Origin of the sequence: Collinsella aerofaciens, assembly GCF_041537385.1 — a bacterium.
Classification (GTDB): Bacteria; Actinomycetota; Coriobacteriia; order Coriobacteriales; family Coriobacteriaceae; genus Collinsella; species Collinsella aerofaciens_BV.
The window spans coordinates 265,060-290,289 of sequence record NZ_JBGORS010000003.1 but is presented as its reverse complement, the minus strand read 5'-3'; the positions used below and the strand labels follow the sequence as shown (position 1 = coordinate 290,289).

Genomic DNA, 25,230 nt, shown 5'->3' with positions numbered 1-25,230 from the left:
AACTAAGCCCGGCCCCCGCCTGCGGTGACGCTGCTGTAAGCGGCCTGCGATGGGGCCGTTGTTGGTTGGGGCCGCTGGGCTGATGTGGGGGCGCGTGGCTGTTGCGGGCCCTGGTCCCGGCGGCGGCCTCGGCGCTTCGCGCCTGCCGCCTTTGGGGACTGCGGAGCGCGGCCGGCAGCTGCGGCGCTTTGCGCCTGCTGCCTTGGGTGACTTTGGGGTCGATTGAGGTTGTCTGCACAATTCGCGGTATTATGTTGCGGAGTTTTGAAAGGAGCCGCTGGTGGTCACGACGACGTTTGCTTCGCCTTTGGGCGAAATCTTGCTTGCCGCTGATGGCCGCGGTCTGACGGGGCTTTGGTTTGAGGGGCAGGAGCACTTTGGCTCCACGCTTCTCCGGGAAGACTCCGAACATGTTGAAGGCGCCGATGCGGTTTCCGGTATTGGTGGCATATCGTCGGTGAGTCCGGCAAATGGTGCGGCCTCTTCGGTGCTTGAGCGTTCCTGGGCTTGGCTGAATGCTTATTTTGCAGGGCAGGAACCTCGGTTTACGCCGCCGTTGCATATGATTGGCACGGCGTTTCAGCGTGAAGTTTGGTACGAGCTGCTTTCTATTCCGCGTGGCGAAGTCGCTACGTATGGCGAGATCGCCCAGCGTGTTGCCGCTCGACATCGGGTGCCGGGAAATGAGGCGCCCGTTGTGTCTCCCCGTGCCGTGGGGGCTGCGGTCGCGCGTAATCCCATTTCGATTATTGTGCCGTGCCATCGCGTGGTGGCGGCCGACGGATCGCTCAACGGATATGCCGGCGGGCTTGACCGCAAGGAGTGGCTGCTTCGGCTTGAGGGCGCGTACGAGGAATAACGCTCGAACGCTTTGCATAACTAGGACGCCGCGAAAGGACGAGCCTCCGTCCTTCTACGGCCGGCATGCGTCCAGACGCTTGGCATCTGCGCTTTAAGTTTGGCTAAGCCATATCTTGCGTATTTGAAAACGCGCAGGTTGAGCCGCTAGGGCTGTGCTAAGGCAGCTTTCGGTGCGCTATTATCGGCAGTATCGAAACCTGTATTTCCATGCGCCAAAGGAGCAACTATGAAGCTGATGCTTGCCGAGGACGAACCTGGCCTCTCCCGCGCCCTTACCGCGATTCTTCAACATAGCGACTACGAGGTCGACACCGCGCTCGACGGTCTGACGGCGCTCGAGTATCTGCTCGCTAACGACTATGACGCCGCGATTCTGGACATCATGATGCCTGGCATGGACGGCATTGAGGTGCTCAAGCGCACACGTGAGGCCGGTAAACGTCTGCCCATCATCATGCTTACGGCAAAAAGCGAGGTGTCCGATAAGGTCGAGGGCTTGGACGCCGGCGCCAACGATTACCTGACCAAGCCGTTTGCCGCCAAGGAACTGCTTGCGCGTATTCGTGCCATGACGCGTGCCGCGACGGCAATTGATGCCACGACGCTCAGCGTGGGCAATGTGCGTCTCGATACGGCATCGTGCACGCTTGTGGGTCCCTTGGGCGAGGAGCATCTGGCCAATCGCGAGTTTCAGCTCATGGAGCTCTTTATGCGCAACGCCGGCACGCGCATGCCCACCGAGCGTCTGATGCTCGAGGTTTGGGGCGAGGACGCGCCCGAGGGCGCCAATGTGGTGTGGGTCTATATCTCGTACCTGCGCAAAAAACTGACGGCGCTGGGTGCCAACGTGGCCATCCGCGCGTCGCGCAACCAGGGATATTCGCTCGAGGTTGTCGAGGAAGGCGAGTAGGCGTGAGCGTACGCGCGTGGTGGAAGCACGTGACTGAGCGGTTTCGTGCCACCTTTCGTAGTGCAGGGCGGGCAAATTCTGCTGACGCATTGGGCCGCCGCCTGCGTCGCAAGTTTATCCTCGTTGCCATGGGCGCCGTGACCGTGGTGCTCACGCTCATCATTGCCGGCATCAATGTCGTGAATTACTCGCACGTCTGCAAAATGGCCGATGCGCGCTTGGACTATATCCTGGCAGGCAAGGGCGGCATCGATTGGACAGAAGCGCTGGGTGACGATTCCGCCGGGGATATGGATGACGGTTTTGATGTGCCGGCTAAGTCCTTTAAGCGCTTTGAGGGAACGACTGCCGAGTCTCCATTTGATACGCGTTATTTTAAGGTCACGTTATTCGATGGGCAGTCGGTTAGCATCGATACAACGTGTATTGCGGCGATTGGTCCCAAACGCGCGCTGCACATTGCCAAAAAACTATACTCCAAGGGCTCTACTTTGGGATTTGTCTCTAACTACCGCTATTGTGCCTTTATGCAGAACGGCGAGACCACCTATGTGTTCGTGGACTGTTCGCGCGAGCTTGCAAGCTTCCATTCGTTTTTGAGCGCGAGCGTGGCAATCAGCTGCATTGGCTGGCTGGCGGTGCTGGCAATTGTGGCGGGCGCCTCGGGCGCGGTAATTCGACCGATGGTCGAGAGCTACAGCAAGCAAAAGCGGTTCATTACCGATGCAAGCCATGAGATCAAGACGCCGCTGGCTGTGATTGATGCCGCGAACGAGGTACAAGAGATTGAGAGCGGCGAGAGCGAGTGGACGCAGAGCATCCACGAGCAGGTCGCGCGGCTGACGGCGCTGACGGAGCGTCTGGTATTTTTGGCTCGCATGGACGAGGGCTCGGCGGGCTTTACCATGGCGTCGATCGATCTTGCTGAGGCAGTTGACAAGGCAGCCGCGCCGTTTAAGTCGGTGGCGGTTTCGCGTGGCAAGCATCTGTCGATATCGATTGCGGACGGCGTGCGGGTCCATGCCGATGCCGCGGCGGTGACGCAGGTGGTTGAGTTGCTGTTGGACAACGCCGCACGCTATGCGAGCGAGGGCAGCGTGATCGAGCTGAGCCTGCGCGCCGTCTCGCACGGCAAGGGTAAGGGCGCCGCCGAGCTTATCGTATCGAACGCCGTGGACGAGCTGCCCGAAGGCGACTTGGACCGATTGTTCGACCGTTTCTATCGTGCGGACGTGTCGCGCAGCTCCAAGACAGGCGGCTCGGGCGTGGGACTGTCCGTCGTGCGCGCCATCGCCGAAGCACATGGCGGGAGCGCTTCTGTCTGCGGCAGCGGCAACCAAATCACCTTCACCGTCCGCCTCTAAAACCTGCCAAAAAGGGACAGGTTTATTTTGGCAGGTTTTATCTGGGGAAACGTCGATGGAGGAGGCTGTGGGCGGAAACCGTGTCCCGGTTTGACGCCTCGGAATGGGATGAACTTTCCCCTTGGAGGGCCTAGCGGAAACCGTGTCCCGGAATACAGCCTCAGAGTGGCATGCCGTTTCCGGTTGAGACCACCTGCTTGGACATCTTTCTACGCTCGCTTTTGCAGAGCGTAGATCGATTTGTCCATGTTGAACAGATAAGCCACAACGCAGACGATGAAGAACATCGGCAGATTACCGAAACCGAAGACCTCGCAGCCAATGAGGATCGGCGCGAGTAGCGTGTTGGTGGCGCTGCCAAAGACGGCGGCGTATCCCAGCGCGGCGCAGAGCTCGACGGGCATGCCGAGAATCCCGGCGAGCACGACACCCAGGCTGGCGCCGATGGAGAACAGCGGCGTTACCTCGCCACCCTGATATCCTGCGGCAAGCGTGGCAATGGTGAGTGTGAATTTGAGCGCCCAGTCCCAAGGCATGATGGCGACCTTGCCGTCACCGTTGAGTGCCGCCGATATCAGGTTGGTGCCAAGTCCGCAGTATCGCCCTTGCCACAGCGCGAACAAAATCGCCGACAGCACAAGGCCCATAACGGCAATGCGCGTATAAGGGTTGGGGAACAGCCGCGCCGCAAGGGTCTTGGCGTGGGCAAGGCACCAGGCAAAAGCGCCACTTACCATACCAAACGCGATACCCAACAACGCCAGCCGTCCAAGACCGGGGAGGTCGAGCGCATACGAGGCGGTAATGGCGACCTCGAACTTCTCGAGTCCCAGAGCGCCGGAGGTCATGCTTGCGGCAAGTGAAGCCGTAAGCGCGGGAAACAGCGCGCGGTATTCCATGCGTCCGGCGACCAGCACCTCGACAGCAAAGACCGTAGCGGCGAGCGGCGTTCGAAAGAGTCCGGCAAAGCCAGCGGCCATGCCGATAAGCAAAAACGTGTTGCCGGGGTCTCGGAAAGGTAGACGCTGGCCAATCCAATGCGAGACGGTTGCACCGATCTGCACGGCCACGCCCTCGCGTCCCGCACTGCCGCCAAAGAGGTGCGTCCCCCACGTGCTCAGCATAATGAGCGGCACCAAACGTGGGGAGATGGCGTCCTCGCGTCCGTGGCCTACGTCGAACACCAGACTCATGCCGCGGTCGGTGCCCTTGCCCCAGGTGCGGTAGGCAAACACGATGGCAAGGCCCGCAAGAGCGAGAAAGGGGAGCAGCAACGCGACGTGCGCGTCCCGGAAGGCGCCGATTGCCAGGAGCACACGACCAAAAAGGGCACAGATGGCGCCAACGATGATGCCGATAGGGATTCCGACGGCACCCATAAGCACGAGGCCGCTATAGGTGTTGACCAGGCGTTTAATCCTGCTCGATACGTTGCTTTCTGACATTTTGCTTTCTGACACTTGCTCTCTTGATAGAAAAAGAGCTGGAGTTGCGCATCGTTGAGAGGCTTTCCAGCTTTAGCAAAACAAACTAATAAGATGCGATGGGCCGCGTCAAGATAATTACCGGACGGCCTAGGAGGCGGCTGGTTGGCTGGCTTAAAACCCAGCGCGTGAAATGACGCCCCACGCTATTCAGCGCGCTTGATAGGATGACGAACCACGGTCTTAAGTTTCTCCGGTGCGCATTTGCGTGGATCGGAGAGATAGATTTCGTGATGTAAACGGGTGTCTGAGAAGTCGGGGACATAGCCCTGCTCGGTCGTGTATTCATGCATGGCGTCTACGGTCGCCGGCTCGCTGTCATAGGGTCCGGTATGCATGCATTGAACGCAGAGACCCTCGTCAACTTTAAGCAGCTCGACGGTGGAAAAGTCCAGTTTCTTTTTGGTCGTGGCTTCCGCGACTGCCCAGTCAAAGTCATCTCGGGTGACGAAATCGGGCAGGCGGATGCACGAGATGAAGTTGAAATCGTCTTTGCGTACATAATCGATGTCGTCGCTCGGGGAGTTTTGCCACCAGAAACCCTCGAGCGGCGGTACCACAAAGTCGAAATAGCCCTCGATACTCCTTGAGCCTTTCTTCGACATCTTGACGGTATAGGCGATGCCGTAAAGCAGCGGCAGGGCGTTTTGATACTCGCCACCTTCGGTATTTGGGTCGCCCTTTCCGCGAACGGCTACGTAGCTCATAGGCGGGACAGTTACGATGCTCGGCTTGCTTGCAGGTTTGTAGAGCTCCTTGCATTCCTTCTTAAAGTCGAACGCCATGTTGGCCCCCTTTCTGCGTATTGGCCTGCTCAGATAGCGGAATCATATCATAGAAACGAACAGCTGTTCGAATGATTTGGCTGACAGATTGAGATGCGTGCGTTGTGTTTGGCGGTCGGTCTGACCCCGTCGATGATGTCTCTGCCTCCCCGGCGCCTCATCTATAGCTACCGTTTCCCCATATAAAACCTGCCAAAATTAACCTGTCCCTTTTTGGTAGGTGCGAAATGGGTAATACTAAAGAGTTATCCGACCAGATGGGAATTAATCGATGGCCTATATTGAATTCAAAGACGTCATCAAAGCATACGGCGAGGGCGATGCCCGCATTCATGCGCTCGACGGCGCGAGCTTTACGGTCGAGCGCGGCGAGCTCGCCATCATTCTGGGCGCCTCGGGTGCCGGCAAGACCACGGCGCTCAACATTCTGGGCGGTATGGATACGGCGACCTCCGGCACCGTGACGGTGGACGGGCGCGACGTGAGCTCCGCCAACGAGGCGCAGCTCGTGGAATATCGCCGCGCCGACGTCGGCTTTGTCTTCCAGTTCTACAATCTGGTCCCCAACTTGACGGCGCTCGAAAACGTCGAGCTCGCAGCTCAGATTTGCCCCGATTCGCTCGATGCCGAACAGACGCTTCGCCAGGTTGGCCTGGGCGAGCGCCTCGCCAACTTCCCCGCGCAGCTATCGGGCGGCGAGCAGCAGCGCGTGTCCATCGCCCGCGCACTGGCCAAGAACCCCAAGCTGCTTTTGTGCGACGAGCCCACGGGTGCACTCGACTACAAAACCGGCAAGCAGATTTTGCAGCTGCTGCAGGACACCTGTCGCAAGCAAGGCATCACGGTCATTATCATCACCCACAACTCCGCGCTGGCGCCCATGGCCGATCGCCTGATTCGCTTTAAGAGCGGCCGCGTGGAGAGCGAGACGGTCCAGCAAAATCCCGTGCCTATCGAGACGATCGAGTGGTAGCGCCCATGGACCAGGACCGCCAAAACAGCCAAAACCACGATACGGAGCACGCGGGTCGCGACCGGGAGTTCGCGACCTACCGCACCGCTCAAAGCTCAAACGATATGGTGCCGACGGTTTTTCGCCGTGGCATCTACCGCACAATCCGAGGCAGTCTTAAGCGCTTCTTGTCCATCGTGGTCATCACTGCGCTTGGCGTGAGCGTGATGTGCGGCCTTAAGGCGGGCTGCGAGGACCTGTGCGATTCGGTTGACGCCTATTTTGACCAGCAGAATGTCTATGACATTAACGTGCAGTCGACCTATGGCCTTACGCGCGACGATCTTGCGGCCATTCAAGAGGTTGACGGCGTCGAGACGGTCGAGGGCATCTACACCGAGACCGCCTACACCGCCGTGGGCACAACGCGCGAGCGCGTGGTCGTGCAGAGTCTTTCCAAGGAGAATATCGATCAACCGGTGCTCGTGAGCGGCGATTTGCCCGAGAGCGCCGATGAGGTCGCGGTGACATCTAAGTTCCTGAAGGCTTCGGGCAAAAAACTCGGCGATACGGTGAGTTTTGCCGCCAATGACGCGAGCTCGTCCAACCAAAGTGCCAAGGATCAGTTTGCCGCGGGCGATTACACCATTACGGCCGAGGTCCTCGATCCTACTGATGTGAGCTCCGACTCGACAGTCAACGCCTTTCGCGCTGCTTCGGCGGCGGACTATAAGTTCTATGTGAGCGAGGATGCCGCGACATCTTCTTCCTACTCCGCGGTCCACGTGATCGTCGAGGGAGCCAAGAGCCTCAACTCCTATTCAGATGCCTACGCGGCAAAGATCAATGAGGTCAAGGGCAATATCGAGAAGATCCGCGAGGAGCGTGAGAAGGCGCGCGCTCAGGAGCTGACGGTCGACACGCCGGCAAGCTTGGATACGGCCGAGCGCGAGGCGAATATGCTCTTTGGGATTGAACAGGGCAACATCAATCGCATGGCCGAGGGCAGCGAGGAGCGCGTCCAGGCTCAGGCCGAGTTGGACCAGCGCCGCGCCGCCGCTGACCAGCATTTTGCCGATGCCCGCGCCGAGCTTTCCGATCTGGGAGAATGCACTTGGTACATCCAGGACCGCGGTAACATCGCAAGCTACTCGAGCGTCGAGAGCGACAGTTCTTCGATCGAGGCCATCGCCACGGTTTTCCCATTTATCTTCTTTGTCGTCGCCGTGCTCATCAGCCTTACCACCGCCACGCGCATGGTGGAGGAGGAGCGCACGCTCATTGGCCTGTACAAGGCGCTTGGCTATTCACGCGAGCGCATCCTGTCCAAATATGTGGACTATGCGCTGTGGGCATGTCTGATCGGCGGCGTGCTCGGCAACATCATCGGATTTGTGGGCCTGCCGCTGTTCCTGTTTACGGTGTTCGACGACATGTACTCGCTGCCCCAGATGTTGCTTTCGTACGACATCGTGTCCTCGATCGTCTCGGTGGCGCTGTTTGCCGTGGGCGTGGTGGGCGCTACGATTATCGCCTGCCGCCACGAGATGGCCGAGACCCCAGCCTCACTCATGCGCCCCAAGGCCCCGCGCGCCGGCTCGCGCATCTTGCTTGAGCGCATCGGCTTTATCTGGCGCCGCATGGGCTTCTTAAACAAGGTGGCGGCGCGTAACCTGTTCCGCTACAAAAAGCGTGCCTTTATGACCATCTTCGGTATCGCCGGCTGCACGGCGCTCGTGATCTGCGGTATGGGCATCCGCGACACGTCGGTGGCGCTTTCGCCCAAACAGTACGGGCATATCACGCGCTACGACCTGCTGGCGGTCGCCAATCCCGACGATTTTTCGCAAACGTGCGCGGCATTGGATGAGCGCAGCGCGGCCAATGATTCCAACGTGACCGTGACCTCGACCCTGCCGATTATGACCGACAACGTTACCTTTACGTTTGGCGGCAAGAGCGAGACCGTGCAGCTGATCGTGGTGCCCGATGACCGCACGAGTGACTTGGACGACTACGTGCGCCTGGAGGATGAGTCCAAAGAGCCGCTGTCTTTGCGTGACGGAGACGTGTATCTGAGCAAAAGTTCACAGCTGGTGCTTGGGATTCAGCCGGGCGATACGGCACACGTCCAGGATTCGTCGCTCAATGCTGCCAAGGTCAAAGTCAGCGACATTTCGCTCAACTATCTGGGCAACACGCTTTATATGACGCAGGGCACCTATGAGCGTGTGTTCGGTCGAAGCGCGCGCCTTAACGGCATCTTTGTGCTGCTTAAGGGCTCGTCGGCCGACCAGATTGCGTTTAGCAAGAATCTTAAGAGTGACGGTTGGCTTACGATTTCGAGTACGGCCGAGCATTGGGAAAACTATGAGGCGAACTTTACGATTATCAATTCGGTCGTGGTGCTCGTGACCTTTATGGCAGCGTGCCTATCGTTTGTGGTGGTGTTTACGCTATCCAACACCAACATCTCCGAGCGCGAACGCGAGCTGGCGACCATCAAGGTGCTGGGCTTCCGTCGCGGTGAGGTGCACCATTACGTCAACAAGGAGACGTTGATCCTCACGGCGATCGGCGCTGCGCTGGGCGTGCCGCTGGGCGGCTTGCTGGCCGAGAGTTTTACGTACATTTTGCAGATGCCGTCGCTGTATTTTGATGTTGAGGTCGAGCCGCTGAGCTACGTGCTCGCCGTGGTGCTTTCCTTTGGCTTTACGTTTATCGTCAACCTCGCCACCAATCGTACCCTCAACAAGATCGACATGGTCGGCGCCCTCAAGAGCGCCGAGTAGCCTGACTTGGGATTCAGGTTCTAGCAAGCCGCCAGCGTGTTCACACCGGCGTTTTTGTATAAACCGCCCCGCCGAATGCATACTTTGGCGGGGCGGTCGCCTTTTGCCCTCGGGTACCCCAGTCGGCGCCGTGCAAATTCCGGAATATTCAGCATCCCGGAGTCCACGGGAGCGGGTATCGGCGCGCAAAACCGCGCCGAAGACTCCGATCCTGAGCCCCCGGTGCCTCGAGAACCGCTCGTTTTCTACGGAATGCGCCCCTTGGCGCCCGCCTTTCGCCCAAAATCCAGCATGCAAGCGCCCCCGAATGCTGAATATTCCCAAAAATGCACGCCGCACCCCACCCCAGGCACCCGCAGCAAGAAGACGAATAGCCTCGACCTCCCCAGTTACCGCAGGAGGCCCCAGGGCCTATCTCCCAAATCTTTCCGCAGGACGGAAGGACCCCGCCGCGCGAAGCGCGCAGCGGGGTCCCGACATGTCCGAGGACGATTTGGGAGATAGGCCCTGGGGCCTCCGATGGGGGCAGTCCTAGCCGAGGCTATTCGTCTTCTTGCTGCGGGTGCTTGGGGTGGAGGACTTGAAATGATGGAGTTCTTGGCTGTAACTTGCACTGACATTTGTCATGAAATTGCTGGTCGTGAGGGCTGCTACCGGTAGTTGCGGTAGGGTTGGGGCAGATTCAAGCTAGAAATGGTGGTCGCTACCGGCTGTTCTCGACATACTCGGGTCATTCTTCAACGGTCACCACACGAAAGGAACCACCATGGATCTTGCGATGGCACAGCGCCTCGTCGATCGCCGCAAAGCTGCTGGGCTTTCTCAGGAGGCACTTGCCGCCCAGCTGGGCGTAAGCCGCCAGGCTGTCAGTAAATGGGAGCGCAGCGAATCCTCGCCCGATACCGATAACCTTATTGCACTCGCCGCGCTGTATGGTGTGTCACTGGATGAGCTGCTATATGGGGAAGCGGTTTGTGATATCGATGACTCGGCAGACAGTGACTCTAGCGCAGACAATTTGGACGAGACCGAAGAAACCGAGACTTCTACTGAGCATACGAATTGCGGGGATAAGCCACTTGTCGATATTTCTCTCGCGCATGGTATCCACGTTATTGATCCCAACAAAGGTGAAGAGGTCCATGTTGGCTGGAATGGTATCCATGTGGCTAACGAGCGCAAGGGCGAAGAGGTCCATGTTGGGCCGGGTGGCATACATGTCGATACGCTTGAGGACGATGGGCACAGCGTGCATACCAATGCCGACGGCACCGTCACCATCGACGGCGAGACGTTTGCGAGCTGGAAGGAGGCGCACGACAAACTCGACCATCATGGCAAGCATTTCCACACCAAGTTCGGTCGCGCGTGGAACAAGTTCCCCTTTCCTGCACTTGTCGCCCTTGCATATCTGGCGTTCGGCATTATCTACGGCACGTGGGCTATGGGGCTCTTCCTCGTCTTTTTGATTCCCGTCTACTACGCGCTTGGTGACTTTATCGACCGACGTCATCTATCCAAGCTTATCGACGCCATCTACCCGGCAGCCGCCATTGCTTGGTTCCTCTATATGTGGCTCTGCTTGGGACAGCCTCATCCTGCATGGGTCATTCTCATCACCATCCCAGTTGTAAAAGCACTCATGCGCTGGTGCCGAAAGCAATGGAAACACCGCAAGCAAGCTTAAGCCGTTCTGGCCGTCAGCATCACCCAGCCAACGCCGCTCACCCCTTCAAAGTTGCGGTGAAATACGGACCGTTTGAGAACCTCGGAGCGTCCAGCAGCCCCATTTCACCGCAGCTTACGAATGGACCGGGCAATTCCGGCACAGGAATTGGCATTTAACTCACCGCGCGCACGAAAAGGGCCAATCTACTACGATGAACTCGACGGGGTCGACCATACCCGCTTATTTTGAAAATCAGCAAGCCTTCTACCTGCTGTTTTTATTTTACGATCTTCGCCACGGTCGAGTGTGTGGCAGTAAACGTAGTAGATAGACCCATTTTGTGGCACACGGCTCATCCAAGCTCAAGCTCGAATACCGAGGACCCCCTCATTCACGGCTGCGAGCGAAAAACCGAATAGAATAAATATCAAATTGCTAAGCCTGTTTGGCGAACGGAGGAAATATGGGCGAGGTAGCCGAAAAAGACTGGAGGCTGTTCAAGGAGCTGCTCCCAAAATGGCAAGAAAGCTATATGGAAATGCTCATCGGCCAGTACATCGAGATGCTAAACGGCGACAGCGAAGCGTCCAGTAGATTTTGGGCGTTAGAGGAGCGCATCAATAGGGACAAGCTGTCCTCAGGAGTGCTGGTAAACGATATTCGCCGCAGCACTATGCGTTATGAGATAGCCAACTTGCTTTCCGATAACGTGATTACGCTCGATGACCTTGAGGGTTTTACCGAAGATATTAAGAGCTACGCGCGGCGCTGCATCTGCCGGTAAGAACGCTGAGCGACATGCGCAACCACAACCGCCTTTTTGCATAAATCGCCCCGCCGATTGCATATTTCGGCGGGTCGGTTGCTTTTTGCCCACAGGTACCCCAGGGGGCGGCGTGCAAATTCCGGAGTTTTCAGCGTCCCGGAGTCCGCGGGTGCGGGAGCGGGCGCATAATACAGCGCTTAAAGTCCTGATTCTGAACTCCAACGCCTCAAGAGCCGCTCGTTTTTCTACAGGATGCGGCCCATTGCGCCTGCCTTTCGCCCAAAATCCAGTATGCAAGCGCCCCCGAATGCTGAATATTCCCAAAAATGCACGCCGCACTCTACCCCAGGCACCCGCAGCAAGAAGACGAATAGCCTCGGCCTCCCCAGTTACCGCAGGAGACCCCAGGGCTTACCTCCCAAATCTTTCCGCAGGACGGAAGGGCCCCGCCGCGCGAAGCGCACGGCGGGGTCCTGACATGTCCGAGGACGATTTGGGAGGTAAGCCCTGGGGTCTCCGATGGGGGCGGTTCCAGCCGAGGCTATTCGTCGCCGAAGCTGATGCCCAACGCTTTGGCCTCGCGCACCAGATCGCTCTGGGGGTCGACATACTTGAGCTTGCCGGCGACCTCCTCGAGCGGCATGTGGCACATCTTGCCGTCGCGTAGGGCAATCATGTAGCCAAACTCGCCGCGCAGGCAGCCGAGTGCCGCCTCGACGCCGCACTGGGTCGCAAAGATGCGGTCCTGGGCGTCGGGCTGACCGCCGCGCTGCGTGTGACCGGGGATCGCGACGCGGGTCTCGCGACCGGTCTTGGCCTCGATCTCCTTGGCGATGTCGTAGACAATCGACGGGCTCGTACGCTCGGCAAGCTTCTTCTTGTACTCCTTCTTGGACAGCGCCGCGTCCTCCTTGGAGATGGCACCCTCGGCGACGGCTACGATCGTAAAGCGGCTGCCGGTCTCCATGCGATGCTCGATGGTCTTGATGACCTGGTCCATGTCGTAGGGGATCTCGGGGATCAGGATGACGTCCGCGCCGCCCGCAACGCCGGCGTACAGCGGGATCCAGCCAACCTTGTGGCCCATGATTTCGATGACGAACACGCGCCCGTGGCTCGAAGCGGTGGTGTGGATGTCGTCGATGCACTTGGTGGCGACGTCGATGGCGCTCGTAAAGCCAAAGGTCATCTCGGTGCCCCAGGTGTCGTTATCGATGGTCTTGGGCAGGGCGATAACGTTGAGACCCTCTTCGCGCAGGCGGTTGGCGGTCTTGGTGGAGCCGTTGCCGCCCAGCATAAACAGGCAGTCGAGCTGCAGCTTGTGATAGGTGCGGACCATCGCGGGTACCTTCTCGACGCCGTCGGCCTCGGGAATGTCCAGACGCTTGAACGGTGTGCGGCTCGTGCCCAGGATGGTGCCGCCGCGGGTGAGGATGCCGCTAAAATCGGCGGGCGACATGACGCGGAACCTGCTGTAGATAAGGCCCTGGTAGCCGTCCTCAAAACCATAGATCTCGATAGGCTCTTCGCTATTGGTCATGAGCGTTTTGACGATGCCGCGCATGGTGGCGTTGAGCGCTTGGCAGTCGCCGCCACTGGTAAGAAGACCGATCCTAAGCATGATGAATCCTTCCGGGCAAGTTATAACATGCGCATAAGTTTACCCCCGCACACTGTTGATGCGGGGGTAAAAGGTGTTAGCTCAAGCGTATAGAAATGTAAGCAACGTCAGGCAAGCGTAAGGGCGACGGTGCCAGCTCCTTACAGCGCGAAGGCGTCGACGTCGCCCCAGTGGCGGCGCAGCGTGATGGCGGCAGCGGGCTCGGTGTTGTCAAAGACGACCGACCACTGCGTGTTGCTGGTGATGTCTTCCGGATTGGGCTTTTGCGCCGCAGCGCGCAGGGCCTTCCAAGCGACTGCCTCATCTTGGGCGCCGGTATGGGCGTCGAGGACATCGGCGATGGCGATGGCGCGTTCCTTGCCATGGCCCAGCTCGCCGTTCTTTTGGTTGGGCAGCACTTCGTTGCCATAGCAGGCGTAGAAGTTCGTAACCTGGCGTACGGGCGTTGCCTTGCATGCACGGTTGGGATCGCGCGGATCCCACTCCACCACCCGCGCGTCACCGGCGGCGTCGTTGATAAAGAAGTGGTAGTCGCGTCCGGCCATGGCGTGCATGTCGTAGGCGGAAAGCAGGTCTACGGCCTCCTGCGTGGTAGCCGCGCGGTCGAGCACCAGGCGGATGGCGAGCGAGGTGTTGATGACGGGGCGTTGCGTGTCCTGGTCACAGGGCTTGGAATCCAGGGTGAGTACGGCAATGGACACGCCGTATTCGTTAACACCGTCGAGCTGGGCAAACGGGCCCATGAGTGCGGCGGCGCGTCCGGCGACGGAGTCAAGCGGAGTGTTGGCGCCCAGGTTATTGAGGGCCGCAAAGCCGATGGAGGCATAGCCATTGCGCGGGTGATTGCGCACCAGCAGCGCCGAGGTGTCGTCCTTAAAGTCGTAATTGCGACCGGTGCGCACGCGGCCTTCGGCATCTACGGCGACAAAAGCGCTGCAGGCAAACTGGGGCGCCTGGACATGTGCCGGCACGCCGGGCAACACCTGCGCCACCACGGCATCGATGTAGGCCTGGTCGTCGCGCACGCCAGCGGCGATGACGCGATCAAGATCGTAGTCGTAGGCAATGTCGATTGCGTACAGGTCATAGCCATCCGCATAGTCGGTCAAGCGTTTGAGCGACGCGACGGACTTGATTTGCTTGTGATAAACGATGCCGGTGGCAGCGGCAAGGCCGACGGCGGCTCCCGCGACACCGCAGGCGATGGCAATGTTACGTGGCTTCATGACGGCTCCTCTCGTCCTGTTAGCGCAATTGTCGCAAAAGGAGCGCGGGCATGATGGCTCAACTTGGTGAGTGGCGCGGAATTAAGCGCGGAATGAAGAGTGCGGCGCTGGCGTGGCGGGGTATGCTGGAAGGGACCATCAACCCAGCGAAAGGGGAGAGCATGACGGATCAGGAAACGCCCGAGCGCGCGCACGTGACGGCCGACGATATCGAGGCCGCCAACGACCTTATCGACTTTATCGAGGCATGCCCCAGCATGTTCCATACGGCGGCGACCATTATGGCCGAGCTCGACGAGGCGGGCTTTACCTACCTGCCCGAGAACGCGGCGTGGGATATCGAGCCGGGCGGGCGTTATTACACGCAGCGCAACACCTCGAGCGTTATCGCCTTTAAGGTGGGCGAGGACCTGGCCGCGACGTGGGGCGAGGACGGCGTTGCCGGTGACTATCATTTTCAGCTCACGGCGTCGCACAGCGATTCGCCGACGTTTAAGGTCAAGGCCGTGCCTGAGCTTGACGGCGCGGGCGAGACGCTGCGCCTGAACACCGAGGCCTACGGCGGCATGATCGACTACACCTGGTTCGATCGCCCGCTGGCGCTCGCGGGCCGCGTGTTGGTGCGCGAGGGTGACCGCATTGAGAGTCGCTTGCTTGCCACCGAGCGCGAGGTCGCCATCATCCCGAGCCTCGCCATCCACATGAACCGTGGCGTCAACGAGGGCTTTGCTCCCAACCGAGCCGTTGACCTGTGCCCGCTCATCAGCGCTGGTGACCTTAAGCAGGGCGACTTTGACGCCCTGATCGCCGACGAGCTGGACGTTGAGCCCGAGCAGATTTTGGGCCGCGATCTGTTCCTGGTCAATCGTCAGGATGCGCGCATTTGGGGCTGGGCCGACGAGTTTATCTCGACGCCCAAGCTCGACGACCTGGCCTGCGCCTACACCTCGCTGCAGGCATTTTTGGGTGCCGAGAATGCGCACGACGTTTCGGTCTTTTGCTGCTTTGATAACGAGGAGGTTGGCTCCGAGACCAAGCAGGGCGCCATGTCGACGTTCTTGGCCGACGCGCTGCGCCGCATCAACGGATCGCTGGGCTTTGACGACGAGTCGTACCACCGTGCGCTTGCCGCTTCGATGCTCGTGAGCTGCGACAACGCGCATGCCGTGCACCCCAACCACGCCGAGAAGTGCGACGCCCGCAACCAGGTTGTGCTCAACGGCGGCATCGTCATCAAGGAGGCCGCCAACCAGCACTACTGCACCGATGCCTTTAGCCGCGCGGTGTTCCAGGCTATTTGCGATGACGCCGACGTGCCCACGCAGGCCTTCGCCAACAAGAGCGATATGGCCGGCGGCTCCACGCTCGGTAACCTGTCCAATATGCAGGCGAGCATGCATGCCGTGGACGTGGGCCTGCCGCAGCTGGCCATGCACTCGAGCTACGAGACCGGCGGCGTACGCGACGTGATGTACGCCATCCGCGCCCTCACCGCCTTCTACGAGCGTGACCTCCGTATCAACGGCGCCGAAAGCGTAGAGTTCTAAAACCTACCAAAAAGGGACAGGTTCATTTTGGCAGGTTTTATCTGGGCAAATGCAAAAGGTGAAACCGAACTGGATCGGTGATACGTAACCGCCGAGGTGCAGTGTGCCTCGGCGGCTTTTTGTGTACAGAGTGCGGCTAATGCTTGTAAATGCTATACATGCTTTACGTATCTACCATAGAGTTTTATGATAGTTTTGAAGTATTAAGGAAGGGTCATGACCACAACCGCCGCTCAGATCAACGTACGTCTCGATGCCGATCTTAAAAGGAGTGGGGACGCCGCTCTTTCCAGGGCCGGTATGACGCCGAGCCAAGCGGTGCGAGCGCTCTGGCAGCTTGCAGCGTCGCTGGCCGATCGCCCCGGCGCGCTCGAGGATATCCTGCTGCCCAGTCGTGCCCGGGCGGAGCAGCGCGAGCGCGAAAAGGCCGCCAAACGTAAGCTCGAGCTCATGGATCAGGGGTCGAAGCTGTTCGCTGCCGCTTGCCGTGAGTCGGGAATCGATATGGTCAGGGCTCAGCCATCGGACGACGAAGAGCTCAAACGGAATGCCTATGCGGATCGCTATGGCAAGGAGACGAGCTGGCTCTATGAGTGAGGCTCCAAAGCGCATCTTGGTTGACACCAACGTGTGGCTCGATTATTTCATTCCCTCACGACGTGGTCGTTCGGTGGCGATTGAGTTTTTACGCGATGCATGCACGGCGCAGGTGGATTTGCTGTATGCGGCGACATCGTCCAAAGACCTGTTCTATTTGATTTCAAGCGAACATAAGGCATGGTATCGGCGAGAGCATGGCTCACTGTCCCAAGATGCCGCCGTGGCGTCGACATCACTTGCATGGGATTGCCTCGACGTGTTGTCGCAACTTGCCACGCCGGTACCCTGCGACCTGAGTGACATATGGATGGCGAGCAGGCAGCGTGAGCTCCATAGCGATTACGAAGACGATTTAATCATTGCGGCAGCGATACGTGCTCAAGCAGATCTCCTGGTCACCAACGATGTCAAGCTCTGTTCGCATGCGCCCGTCGCAGCAATGAACGTCGAAAACGCAAGAAAGTACTTGGCAACGCTCAAATAGCTCTAGACCTCACTGGCCGAACAAAAGTCAGCGAGAGCCCGCCGTTTGAGCCAAGGTGCCGTGAAATGAAAAGGCGCTGACCTTCTGGTCGCGCCTTTGAAATTGAACGGCAGATTGGCCAAACGGCGGGCTCGCAGCGTCGAGTGGTCCGCCGTTCGTTAGAACGGCGGAACCCTAATGCTCGATCCAACAACGTAAAGTCTCGCCGGCCTGCAGGTGACGCAGATTCTCCGCGGCGATATCGACCACGTTGTTGAGCGTGGCGGCCAGGTGGAACCAGCCGGAGACGTGCGGCGTGATGAGCATGTTGGGCGCATCCCACAGTGGGCTTGTCTCAGGCAGCGGCTCGGGGTCGGTGACGTCGACCGCGGCGCCGGCGAGATGTCCTGACTCCAGGGCGGCAACCAAGTCGTCGGTGATCACAAGGTCGCCGCGGCCGCCGTTGGCAAAGAAGGCGCCTGGTTTCATCGCGGCGAAGAACTCGGCGTTCGCCAGACCGCGGGTCTCGGGTGTGCTCGGCATAAAGGATGCGACGATGTCGGCCTCTGCCAGGCGCTCAGGTAGGGCGTCCATGCCGTCCATGTCCTCAAACACAATGGGGTAGACGAGCGGATGGCGCTTGATGCCGCGGACGTGCGCGCCCATGCCGCGGCAGAGCGTGGCAAAGTGGCCGCCGATATCGCCCGCGCCCAGCACCAGCACGTTGGCGTTTTTGAGCGAGGTGACCGGCCCCAAATCCTCCCAGCGATGCTCGCGCTGCAAGTCGTGATAGCCGGGCAGGCGCTTGATCATGGAAAGGACCATGGCAAACATGTGCTCGCTCACGGCCTGGCCGTAGGCGCCCACCGAGCAGGAAAGCTTAGCGTCGGCTGGCACGGTGCCGGCGGCCAAGTAATCGTCATAGCCCGCGGTCTGCAGTTGCAACAGTTGGAGGTGCTCGCACGCGGTAAGCAGAGCAGGGTCTATGTTGCCCAAGATCATGTCGGCGTTGGCGACCTGCTCACGCGTGATGGCGTCGGCGCTCGTGTAGATAAAGTCCTCGCCCGGAGCGCTCGACTCAAGAATTGCGCGATGACGGTCGTTGACGGGCAACAAAACCAGGATGTTCACAGGCAGTCCTCTCCGCTCAACCTACCAAAAAAAGGACAGGTTTATTTTGGCAGGTTTTATCAGGCAAAACGCTATAAAAACGCCGGGCTGCGCGATGGTTAACATATCCATCGCGTAGCCCGGCGTATCCACGGCTACCAGCTGAGCAGCTCGTAGCCGTCCTCGGTCACCACGAGCTGAACCTCGCACTGGGCCGAATCGCTGCCGTCCTTGGTGCGCACGCACCAACCGTCACCCTTGCTAATCTTGATGTCGGGCGCTCCGGCGTTGACCATGGGCTCGATGGTAAAGACCATGCCCGGGGCCATGATGGTGTCCACATCGGGCGCCTCGGTGGTAAAGCCCACAAACGGGTCCTCGTGGAACTCCTTACCGATGCCGTGCCCGCCGTACTCGCGCACCACGCTAAAGCCGGCGTCCTCGACGGTCTTTTGCACTGCCTCGGCCATAACGGACAACGGCAGCCATGGCTTAACGGCCGCCAGACCCGCCTCCACGCTGGCACGGGTGACGTCGACCAGGCGCTGGCGCTCGGCCGAGACCTCGCCGATGCAGAACATGCGGCTCGAGTCGCTAAAGTAACCGTCCAAGATCGTGGAGCAGTCCACGTTGATGATGTCGCCCTCGTGCAGCACGTCCGTATCGCAGGGGATACCGTGGCAGACCACATCATTGATCGAGGTGCACACGCTCTTGGGGTAGCCCTCGTAGTTGAGGTCGGCCGGCGTGCCACCGTGCTCGACGGTGTAGTCGTAGATCATCTGGTCGATCTGGTTGGTGGTCATGCCCGCGGCGATGCGCTCGCCTACGTAGTCGAGCACGCCCACGTTGATGGCGGCGGAGCGCTTGATGCCCTCGATGTCGGCGGGCGTCTTGTAGAGCGTACGGGGCAGAACCTCCCAGCCCTCCTCCCACAGGCGCTCGAGGCGCTCGTCGAAGGCGCTGTGACATTTCTTATATTTCTTGCCGCTGCCGCACCAGCAAGCGTCGTTGCGGCCGGGCACGGGTCCTTTGTCATACATGGCTAACTTCCTTTCGTTCGCAGCTAGTATAGCCCACCTTCAGAGCAGCTGTGCGCTAGTAGCTCACCTGGCAGGGAATGCCGAGGGCTTGGACGCGCGCGGCAATGGCGTCGAGCACCTCAGGCGCTGCTTTGGCAAGGCCGGCGACCGGTGTCTCGCGCGCCACCGTGTAGATGGTCGCTTCTTGTGGGCGAATGCGCTCAAGCGCCGCGAGCCAGGGGGCAACGTACTCCTCGCCGGTGTTGTCGATGAGCTTGCCCTGATACTCGCCGGTCAAAAAGATCGTCTGGATAATAACGTGACCGTTAAAGCTCGCGAACGTTTCGATCTGGTGCTCGACGTTGTAGGGGCCAACAGGCTGGTCGAGCGGCTGGATAAACGCCGGGTCGACGGTATCGAGCTTAAGAATGTTGTCGTCGACCATCATGAGCGCATCGTGTACCTGGGGGCGGTCGGCGCGCGTGCCGTTGGAGAGCACGGCGATCTTGGAGTTTGGGGCAAGCTCGTCGCGCAGCGCGACGGCGCCGGCAATGGCCTGCGGAAACTCCGGTGCGGCGGTGGGCTCGCCGTTTCCTGCGAAGGTGATCACATCGGGGAGCTCGCCTTCGGCTGCCATTTCGCGCAGCTTGGCCTCGAGCGCGCCGAGTACCACGGCGGCTGTGTTGTGCGGCTCATGGCAGGGGCGCTCGGCGTTGAGGCCGTTCTCGCAGTATATGCAGTCGAACGTGCAGATTTTGCCGCTGGCCGGCATCATGTTGACGCCGAGCGAGAGACCAAGGCGACGGCTGCGAACGGGCCCAAAGATGGGGCTGGCATTCAAAAACGTAGACATAGGCATATGCTCCTCAAGACAATTGTGCCTAAGCATAGCATCGGCTCCAAAGCAAGGTGCGGGCTCTTGCTTTACAAGTTTCGTTTTTTCACGTCGCTTATTATGCCGTGCCATGAAAAGCCTCAGGTCGGGTACAGTTAATCTGTTAACAAGGCGTAAGGCAATGCGGGTCTATCCAACCGTACTGACGTGCAACTGGATGGGCATTGACGATGGGAACACAGTATGGATTTTACGGTCGAGAATGCGGGCACCACGATCGCCTGTCGCGAATATGCCGGCCCGGATGTGTCGCCTGATGCTCCTGCCTTGGTGTGCGTGCACGGCGCCTGCGTCGACGGCGTCTTTTTTGACGCCATCGCCCGCGAGCTCGCCTGTGACTACCGCGTCATTGCCTACGACCGCCGCGGTTGCGGCGAGAGCGGCGACGCTGCAGACGGACGCTACGACCTTGCCGTCCAGGCCGCCGACCTGCAGGCCGTTATCGAGCATATTGGCGCTCCGGCAAACGTGCTCGCGCACAGTGCCGGTACGCTGGTGACCCTGGAGCTTCTCCGTGCAAACCCCGCCATAATCTCGCGTGCGATTCTGCATGAACCCGCCGTGACGGATGAGGGTGCCGGCCTGGGCGCGGCCCCGGTTTTGCTCGAGATGATCGCCGCGGGAAAGGTCTCCAGGGCATTACGGGCCTTCCTGGGCGCCATCGGCGATTCGGACCCTGAGGCCCCCAAGTTAACCGAGGCGGAAGCCAAACATGCCCTGCGCAACGGCCGCAGCTTCATGGCAAACGAATACGGGATTACTATGACCTGCGTTCCCGATTGGGATAGCGTTCGCGCGTCAAAAACGGTGGCCGCCGTGCTCCTGGGCGAGCTCTCGATTGGCACGCCCCGCGAGGCTGGTACGCGAGCGGCTGCCGAATATCTCGATTGTCTTCTCGTGACGATCCCGGGCGCGCATAACGGTCTGCGCGATCGCCCGGCAGCGGCTGCCCGGGCTGTCCGTGGCATCCTGGGGCTCTAACACCCGCAATGGCTAAAGCAGGCTTCACCCGCAAACGTTTCGGCCGTGTTAACAAATGTGCTCAAAACCTCACGTCTGCGACTTCAATCGCGCCGCCTGCCAACTCATAAAAATGTAACAGCATTCACGTACTTACCTGCATCGACAAGGTGTTACCCTTGTAGCATTTGGAACCCACCGCTACCATGCGAAACTATCGAAAGGGCCCCATATGCTCAATAATCACGAGGTCAATCTAACCGACGAGGAGGCTGCCGCTGAGGTCGCCCGCGTCGCGAAGACCTACCCCGTGGTGCGTTTGCTGTCGGCCGATCAGATTAAGAGCGAGCCTAACTGCCTGCTCGCCGGCGATCGGTGTCCTTGTTTGCGCCAGTCGAGTCTTGAGGCTTTGGCAGACTCCGATGAGGTGTCGGAGCAACTGCTCAATGATGGCACTGAGTACCGCGCCCGTCTACGCCCTCTAAAGGTCGAGGGCGAGCCTCACGTCCTGCTGATGGTGCGTCCGATCGATGAGCAAGAGGCTGCAGAAGAGGACCTTGTCTACACCGACGTGCTGACGAGCGTGCGCAACCGCCGATATTACGAGGAAAAGCTCCGTAGCGCCCGCATGAAGGCCGGCGTGGCGGTGATCGACCTTGATGATTTTAGGGTCTTCAATGATACGTGTGGTCGTCATGCCGGCGACCTTGCGCTCGGTGCTGTGGCGACAGCCATACGCAGCGGAATTCGTTCGACTGACGAGCTTGTGCGCTATGGCTGCGACAAGTTTGTGGTCGTCATGCCCAATATTCCCTCCGATGACTTCACCCGTCGCCTACATCAGGTATCCGATGCCGTTCGTTCCACGATTGTTCCGGGCCATGAGTACGTGAGCTTGACGGCATGTGTTGGTGGCGTTCGCATTCATGGTGAGACGGTCGATGAGGGCGTTGGCCGTGCTGTCCAATTATTGAGCCGCGCTAAGGCAAAAGCCGGTACGGTCGTGACCGATGCCGATTCCATCGAGGCCTTCCAAAGCGAAAAGCCTTTGGTGCTTATTGTCGATGACTCCGAGATGAACCGAGCCATTCTCAACGAGATGCTCAAGGACGAGTATTGCATCCTCGAGGCCGACAACGGTCGTACAGCGCTCGACATGGTCGACCGCTATGGCGATGAGTTGTCGCTCGTGATGCTGGACATTGTCATGCCGGGCATAAGCGGCTTTGAGGTGCTAGCCGATCTGTCGCGCCGAACGGGTATCGACAATCTGCCTGTCATCATGATTTCGAGCGAAGATTCCGATGATATGGTTCTGCGCGCGTACGAGCTGGGCGCCTCGGACTATATCAACCGCCCGTTTGACTCCCGTATCGTGCGCCGCCGCGTAAGCAACACCATCCGCCTGTACGCCAAACAGCGCCGCCTGACGAGCCTGCTGTCCCAGCAGTACAACGAGCGCGTCAAGAACAGTCGCATGCTCATCGACATCATGGCCGGCGTCATGGAGCTTCGCAACGGCGAGAGCGGCAGGCACGTTACGAACATCGAGAAGCTGACCGAGCTGCTGCTTGGCTGTCTGGTCCAGCGTAGCGGCACGGTCTCCCTCGACAATGAGGAACGCTCTACGATCGCCCTGGCTTCGGCGCTGCACGATATCGGCAAGATGTCGATTGACGATGCGATTCTCAACAAGCCCGGACGCCTTACGTCCGAGGAGTTCGAGATTATGAAGACGCATACCACGATCGGCGCCGACATGCTGCTTGAGCTGGGTAGCCATCACGCCGGCAATGCGCTTATGGAATATGCGTACCAGATTGCGCGTTGGCATCACGAGCGCTGGGACGGCAAGGGTTATCCCGATGGCCTTAAGGGCGACGAAATTCCCATTGCCGCACAGGTGGTTTCGGTGGCCGACGTGTACGATGCGCTGACGAGCGTGCGCGTGTACAAGGATGCCATCCCGCACGAGGAAGCGATCAAGATGATCCTGGACGGTAAGTGCGGCACCTTTAACCCGCTGCTGCTCGATTGCCTGCTCGAGGTGCAAGACCAAATTGCCGAGACGTTGGCACGCCCCGCCGACGTCGTCGCGTTTCCCACGATTTAGTTTGACCAAAGGAGTTTTTAATCCATGATTTCCATGCGTGAGGCGTATAAGAAGATCGGCGCTAATTATGACGATGCGTGCGCTCGGCTGATGGGCGAGGAAATGCTTGCCCGCTTTGCCCTCAAGTTTTTGGATGACGAGAGCATGGATAAGCTGGAGGCCGCCATGGCGGCAGGAGACGCCAAGAGTGCGTTTATGGCAGCGCACACGCTCAAGGGCGTGAGCCAGAACCTGGGATTCGATAATCTGTACGAGCCGGCGGTCGTGGTGACCGAAGCGCTGCGCGGCGCCGATGCCGTTGACGGCGCTCGCGAGGGAATGCACGCGCTGCAGCAGCAATATGCGGCCACGATGTCGGCCCTGCGCGAGGCGGCCGAGTAAGAGCTCGCGAGCTTTGATGACTATGAGAGTGGATAATCTCCCGTTTTAGGCCCGGTGGCGGCCTCAAAGTGGGAGATTATCCACTCTCGTTCGATACGTGTCCAAAAATCCACTCTCACCCCTTCTGATTAGTGAATTGCCTATGCACACTGTCGGGGCTTTCCGCATGCAATCCATATCGTTGTTCGATAAACTGTTCGAATAACGATAGAGTCGATGAGGGTGAGTGTATGTCCAACAGCGTTCAGCGTATGGCCAAGGCGGGCGAAAATATCAGGAAGCTTGGTTTTTGCATGGCAGCCGTTTTTGCAGGGATGCTCGTCGCTTTTGCCGCGTTGGTTGTTTACGTGATCTGGTATGCGGTTACAAACGTTGCTTCTGTCGATTCTTTCGGTGTCGTGACGTTTCTCAATGGCGGGTGCGTCGTTATCCCAAGCGGACTGTGCCTGGCACTCGTCGTGGGTATTTCGCTTGTCGTTTTGTGCGGGATCAGCCGTAATATCTCTCGGGGCGTCTCGCCCTTTACCAAGACGCATGTGCGGCTTATCCGTGTTCTCGCGCTTGCCTTTGCTGTTAACGCCGCGGTTTCGCTTGTTGGTGCCTATGGATCGGTCAATCTCACCATTGGCGGACTGGAGCTTTACATCGTGCCTCATTCCTTCGTTATTGAGATTTGCCAAGGCGCTACCTTTGATGCGGGGTCGTTTATCGGCGCAGTTGTCTGTTTGTTTATCTCGGCGATCTGGAGTTATGCCTCGCTGCTCCAAGAGCAGTCTGACGAGCTTGTGTAGGAGGAAACATGAGCTATCTCATCATCGAGCTTGAGACGCAGCTGCTTAAGACCGGAAAGACCAGTGCTGATCTGATTCGGGCCACGGGGCATACTCCGGCTAATATTTCAAAGCTTAGAAACGGAAAGATAAAAGCTATTCGCCTAAAGACGCTTCTCGATATCTGTGATGAGCTTGATTGTCAACCGGGAGATATTATTCAGCGCGTGAGCGAGAAAGAGCTTGAGGAGCTAATTGTTGAGCGTGCAAAAAACGTTGTGAGGCAGATGCGGGACGGCGGAGGCAATGAGGCGTCGCTTCCGACATCAGTCTTTGCTGTCGATTTGAGCGACGAGTAGCTTAAGGCGAACAACTAAAACGAAGTATCAGCGTGAAGGGACCCGTGTCTAACACGGGTTCTTTCTTTTAGATTATCTTGACAAATATGAGTTATCGAAAAACAATAACAACTATGGAAAACGATAAAGTAAAGAAGGAACGATATGAGCGGTTTTGCTATCAAGCGGAACGGGAGGCCAATGAACACCGCAACGATAAGGCTATCAAGGGTGTCAAAGCGCTACGGGAAACGGCGCGTTTTGCATGACGTTTCCTTTGAGGTACATCAGTCTGAGCTCTGTGCCCTTGTTGGTGCAAACGGGGCGGGCAAAAGCACGCTCATTAAAATCGTATTGGGCCTCTGCGAGCCATCGTCGGGGAGCGTGGAGCTCTTTGGAGGCAAGTCAAAAAGAGAGCTTAGCCTGATGCGGACGCGTGTCGGCTATGTACCAGATTCCAGTGGAGCATACCAATCTCTCAGTGCGGCTGAGAATCTTCGGATCCGATGTGCGGAATGGGGGCTTGATGAGAAGCGTGAGATTCCTCGCGTTTTGAGCCTAGTCGGGCTGGACATCGATGAAAAAAGAGCGTAGGCAGTTT

23 protein-coding genes are annotated in these 25,230 nt (G+C 58.9%); 16 read left to right on the top strand and 7 right to left on the bottom strand.

Features of this window, described 5'->3' with window-relative positions; genetic code table 11:
- The first annotated feature begins 280 nt into the window (after positions 1 to 280).
- The 3 genes from ACEG18_RS06520 (at position 281) to ACEG18_RS06510 (ending at position 3,135) form a co-directional block, all read left to right on the top strand.
- The gene (locus ACEG18_RS06520; protein ID WP_372541842.1) at positions 281 to 859 is read left to right on the top strand and encodes a methylated-DNA--[protein]-cysteine S-methyltransferase; all 579 of its coding nucleotides are present in this window, start codon (positions 281 to 283) and stop codon (positions 857 to 859) included.
- 228 nt (positions 860 to 1,087) lie between these two features.
- Complete coding sequence (locus tag ACEG18_RS06515) at positions 1,088 to 1,771, top strand: response regulator transcription factor (RefSeq protein WP_118206580.1); 684 nt, start codon at positions 1,088 to 1,090, stop codon at positions 1,769 to 1,771.
- Positions 1,772 to 1,773: 2 nt separating this feature from the next.
- Positions 1,774 to 3,135, top strand: a complete 1,362-nt coding sequence (locus tag ACEG18_RS06510) for a sensor histidine kinase (protein WP_372541841.1) — start codon at positions 1,774 to 1,776, stop codon at positions 3,133 to 3,135.
- A gap of 209 nt (positions 3,136 to 3,344) precedes the next feature.
- Here the strand turns inward: ACEG18_RS06510 and ACEG18_RS06505 are convergent, their stop codons facing one another.
- Both ACEG18_RS06505 and ACEG18_RS06500 read right to left on the bottom strand, forming a co-directional pair.
- Positions 3,345 to 4,580 carry a chloride channel protein gene (locus ACEG18_RS06505; protein ID WP_372541840.1) on the bottom strand — a complete coding sequence of 412 codons (1,236 nt, stop codon included), beginning with the start codon at positions 4,578 to 4,580 and terminating at the stop codon, positions 3,345 to 3,347.
- Positions 4,581 to 4,765: 185 nt separating this feature from the next.
- Positions 4,766 to 5,404, bottom strand: coding sequence for a GyrI-like domain-containing protein (locus ACEG18_RS06500; protein ID WP_372541839.1), 639 nt, complete (start codon positions 5,402 to 5,404; stop codon positions 4,766 to 4,768).
- A gap of 271 nt (positions 5,405 to 5,675) precedes the next feature.
- On the opposite strand from ACEG18_RS06500, the gene ACEG18_RS06495 reads away from it, so the two are divergent.
- The 4 genes from ACEG18_RS06495 (at position 5,676) to ACEG18_RS06480 (ending at position 11,601) form a co-directional block, all read left to right on the top strand.
- A complete protein-coding gene (locus tag ACEG18_RS06495) occupies positions 5,676 to 6,377 on the top strand; it encodes an ABC transporter ATP-binding protein (RefSeq protein ID WP_117635686.1) in 702 nt (233 codons plus the stop codon).
- Positions 6,378 to 6,382: 5 nt separating this feature from the next.
- On the top strand, positions 6,383 to 9,148 hold the full coding sequence (locus ACEG18_RS06490; RefSeq protein WP_372541837.1) for an FtsX-like permease family protein: 2,766 nt from the start codon (positions 6,383 to 6,385) through the stop codon (positions 9,146 to 9,148).
- Positions 9,149 to 9,914: 766 nt separating this feature from the next.
- Positions 9,915 to 10,835: a helix-turn-helix domain-containing protein gene (locus tag ACEG18_RS06485; protein WP_372541835.1), complete on the top strand. Its 921-nt coding sequence runs from the start codon at positions 9,915 to 9,917 to the stop codon at positions 10,833 to 10,835.
- Between the two features lie 445 nt (positions 10,836 to 11,280).
- Positions 11,281 to 11,601, top strand: coding sequence for a hypothetical protein (locus ACEG18_RS06480; protein ID WP_372541833.1), 321 nt, complete (start codon positions 11,281 to 11,283; stop codon positions 11,599 to 11,601).
- A 523-nt stretch (positions 11,602 to 12,124) separates the two neighbouring features.
- Here ACEG18_RS06480 and ACEG18_RS06475 read toward each other — a convergent pair.
- Together ACEG18_RS06475 and ACEG18_RS06470 are read right to left on the bottom strand one after the other, a co-directional pair.
- Positions 12,125 to 13,204, bottom strand: a complete 1,080-nt coding sequence (locus ACEG18_RS06475) for a 6-phosphofructokinase (RefSeq protein ID WP_372541831.1) — start codon at positions 13,202 to 13,204, stop codon at positions 12,125 to 12,127.
- 140 nt (positions 13,205 to 13,344) lie between these two features.
- A complete protein-coding gene (locus ACEG18_RS06470; protein ID WP_099432157.1) occupies positions 13,345 to 14,430 on the bottom strand; it encodes a carcinine hydrolase/isopenicillin-N N-acyltransferase family protein in 1,086 nt (361 codons plus the stop codon).
- Between the two features lie 161 nt (positions 14,431 to 14,591).
- Between ACEG18_RS06470 and ACEG18_RS06465 the strand changes: the two genes are divergently transcribed.
- From ACEG18_RS06465 to ACEG18_RS06455, 3 genes are all read left to right on the top strand, one after another.
- Positions 14,592 to 15,977: a M18 family aminopeptidase gene (locus tag ACEG18_RS06465; RefSeq protein WP_372541829.1), complete on the top strand. Its 1,386-nt coding sequence runs from the start codon at positions 14,592 to 14,594 to the stop codon at positions 15,975 to 15,977.
- Between the two features lie 216 nt (positions 15,978 to 16,193).
- Positions 16,194 to 16,574, top strand: a complete 381-nt coding sequence (locus ACEG18_RS06460; protein ID WP_372541827.1) for a hypothetical protein — start codon at positions 16,194 to 16,196, stop codon at positions 16,572 to 16,574.
- A complete protein-coding gene (locus tag ACEG18_RS06455) occupies positions 16,567 to 17,061 on the top strand; it encodes a PIN domain-containing protein (RefSeq protein ID WP_372541825.1) in 495 nt (164 codons plus the stop codon). Before ACEG18_RS06460 ends, ACEG18_RS06455 begins: the two co-directional genes overlap by 8 nt.
- Before the next feature lie 174 nt (positions 17,062 to 17,235).
- Here ACEG18_RS06455 and ACEG18_RS06450 read toward each other — a convergent pair whose 3' ends face one another.
- From ACEG18_RS06450 to ACEG18_RS06440, 3 genes are all read right to left on the bottom strand, one after another.
- A complete protein-coding gene (locus ACEG18_RS06450; RefSeq protein ID WP_372541823.1) occupies positions 17,236 to 18,171 on the bottom strand; it encodes a D-2-hydroxyacid dehydrogenase in 936 nt (311 codons plus the stop codon).
- Positions 18,172 to 18,305: 134 nt separating this feature from the next.
- Positions 18,306 to 19,193 (bottom strand): type I methionyl aminopeptidase, encoded by an 888-nt coding sequence (map, locus tag ACEG18_RS06445; protein ID WP_372541822.1) that lies wholly within the window; start codon positions 19,191 to 19,193, stop codon positions 18,306 to 18,308.
- A 55-nt stretch (positions 19,194 to 19,248) separates the two neighbouring features.
- Positions 19,249 to 20,025, bottom strand: coding sequence for a radical SAM protein (locus tag ACEG18_RS06440; protein WP_372541821.1), 777 nt, complete (start codon positions 20,023 to 20,025; stop codon positions 19,249 to 19,251).
- Positions 20,026 to 20,250: 225 nt separating this feature from the next.
- Here ACEG18_RS06440 and ACEG18_RS06435 point away from each other — a divergent pair, with 225 nt between their 5' ends.
- From ACEG18_RS06435 to ACEG18_RS06410, 6 genes are all read left to right on the top strand, one after another.
- Positions 20,251 to 21,048, top strand: coding sequence for an alpha/beta fold hydrolase (locus ACEG18_RS06435; RefSeq protein ID WP_372541820.1), 798 nt, complete (start codon positions 20,251 to 20,253; stop codon positions 21,046 to 21,048).
- A 211-nt stretch (positions 21,049 to 21,259) separates the two neighbouring features.
- On the top strand, positions 21,260 to 23,140 hold the full coding sequence (locus tag ACEG18_RS06430) for a diguanylate cyclase (protein WP_372541819.1): 1,881 nt from the start codon (positions 21,260 to 21,262) through the stop codon (positions 23,138 to 23,140).
- Between the two features lie 24 nt (positions 23,141 to 23,164).
- The gene (locus tag ACEG18_RS06425; RefSeq protein ID WP_372541818.1) at positions 23,165 to 23,521 is read left to right on the top strand and encodes an Hpt domain-containing protein; all 357 of its coding nucleotides are present in this window, start codon (positions 23,165 to 23,167) and stop codon (positions 23,519 to 23,521) included.
- Between the two features lie 230 nt (positions 23,522 to 23,751).
- The gene (locus tag ACEG18_RS06420) at positions 23,752 to 24,312 is read left to right on the top strand and encodes a hypothetical protein (protein ID WP_099432150.1); all 561 of its coding nucleotides are present in this window, start codon (positions 23,752 to 23,754) and stop codon (positions 24,310 to 24,312) included.
- An 8-nt stretch (positions 24,313 to 24,320) separates the two neighbouring features.
- Positions 24,321 to 24,650 carry a helix-turn-helix domain-containing protein gene (locus ACEG18_RS06415; protein WP_089572320.1) on the top strand — a complete coding sequence of 110 codons (330 nt, stop codon included), beginning with the start codon at positions 24,321 to 24,323 and terminating at the stop codon, positions 24,648 to 24,650.
- A 144-nt stretch (positions 24,651 to 24,794) separates the two neighbouring features.
- Entirely contained in the window at positions 24,795 to 25,223 is a 429-nt protein-coding gene (locus ACEG18_RS06410; RefSeq protein ID WP_372541817.1) for an ATP-binding cassette domain-containing protein, read from the top strand.
- The last annotated feature ends 7 nt before the right edge of the window (positions 25,224 to 25,230 follow it).

Excerpts from the sequence above, each read along its gene's own strand:
- ACEG18_RS06515 (WP_118206580.1), top strand. The coding sequence starts at position 1,088 with ATGAAGCTGATGCTTGCCGAGGACGAACCTGGCCTCTCCCGCGCCCTT.
- ACEG18_RS06505 (WP_372541840.1), bottom strand. The coding sequence starts at position 4,580 with ATGTCAGAAAGCAACGTATCGAGCAGGATTAAACGCCTGGTCAACACC.
- ACEG18_RS06500 (WP_372541839.1), bottom strand. The coding sequence starts at position 5,404 with ATGGCGTTCGACTTTAAGAAGGAATGCAAGGAGCTCTACAAACCTGCA.
- ACEG18_RS06495 (WP_117635686.1), top strand. The coding sequence starts at position 5,676 with ATGGCCTATATTGAATTCAAAGACGTCATCAAAGCATACGGCGAGGGC.
- ACEG18_RS06490 (WP_372541837.1), top strand. The coding sequence starts at position 6,383 with ATGGACCAGGACCGCCAAAACAGCCAAAACCACGATACGGAGCACGCG.
- ACEG18_RS06485 (WP_372541835.1), top strand. The coding sequence starts at position 9,915 with ATGGATCTTGCGATGGCACAGCGCCTCGTCGATCGCCGCAAAGCTGCT.
- ACEG18_RS06480 (WP_372541833.1), top strand. The coding sequence starts at position 11,281 with ATGGGCGAGGTAGCCGAAAAAGACTGGAGGCTGTTCAAGGAGCTGCTC.
- ACEG18_RS06475 (WP_372541831.1), bottom strand. The coding sequence starts at position 13,204 with ATGCTTAGGATCGGTCTTCTTACCAGTGGCGGCGACTGCCAAGCGCTC.
- ACEG18_RS06470 (WP_099432157.1), bottom strand. The coding sequence starts at position 14,430 with ATGAAGCCACGTAACATTGCCATCGCCTGCGGTGTCGCGGGAGCCGCC.
- ACEG18_RS06465 (WP_372541829.1), top strand. The coding sequence starts at position 14,592 with ATGACGGATCAGGAAACGCCCGAGCGCGCGCACGTGACGGCCGACGAT.
- ACEG18_RS06460 (WP_372541827.1), top strand. The coding sequence starts at position 16,194 with ATGACCACAACCGCCGCTCAGATCAACGTACGTCTCGATGCCGATCTT.
- ACEG18_RS06455 (WP_372541825.1), top strand. The coding sequence starts at position 16,567 with ATGAGTGAGGCTCCAAAGCGCATCTTGGTTGACACCAACGTGTGGCTC.
- map (WP_372541822.1), bottom strand. The coding sequence starts at position 19,193 with ATGTATGACAAAGGACCCGTGCCCGGCCGCAACGACGCTTGCTGGTGC.
- ACEG18_RS06440 (WP_372541821.1), bottom strand. The coding sequence starts at position 20,025 with ATGTCTACGTTTTTGAATGCCAGCCCCATCTTTGGGCCCGTTCGCAGC.
- ACEG18_RS06435 (WP_372541820.1), top strand. The coding sequence starts at position 20,251 with ATGGATTTTACGGTCGAGAATGCGGGCACCACGATCGCCTGTCGCGAA.
- ACEG18_RS06430 (WP_372541819.1), top strand. The coding sequence starts at position 21,260 with ATGCTCAATAATCACGAGGTCAATCTAACCGACGAGGAGGCTGCCGCT.
- ACEG18_RS06425 (WP_372541818.1), top strand. The coding sequence starts at position 23,165 with ATGATTTCCATGCGTGAGGCGTATAAGAAGATCGGCGCTAATTATGAC.
- ACEG18_RS06420 (WP_099432150.1), top strand. The coding sequence starts at position 23,752 with ATGTCCAACAGCGTTCAGCGTATGGCCAAGGCGGGCGAAAATATCAGG.
- ACEG18_RS06415 (WP_089572320.1), top strand. The coding sequence starts at position 24,321 with ATGAGCTATCTCATCATCGAGCTTGAGACGCAGCTGCTTAAGACCGGA.
- ACEG18_RS06410 (WP_372541817.1), top strand. The coding sequence starts at position 24,795 with ATGAGCGGTTTTGCTATCAAGCGGAACGGGAGGCCAATGAACACCGCA.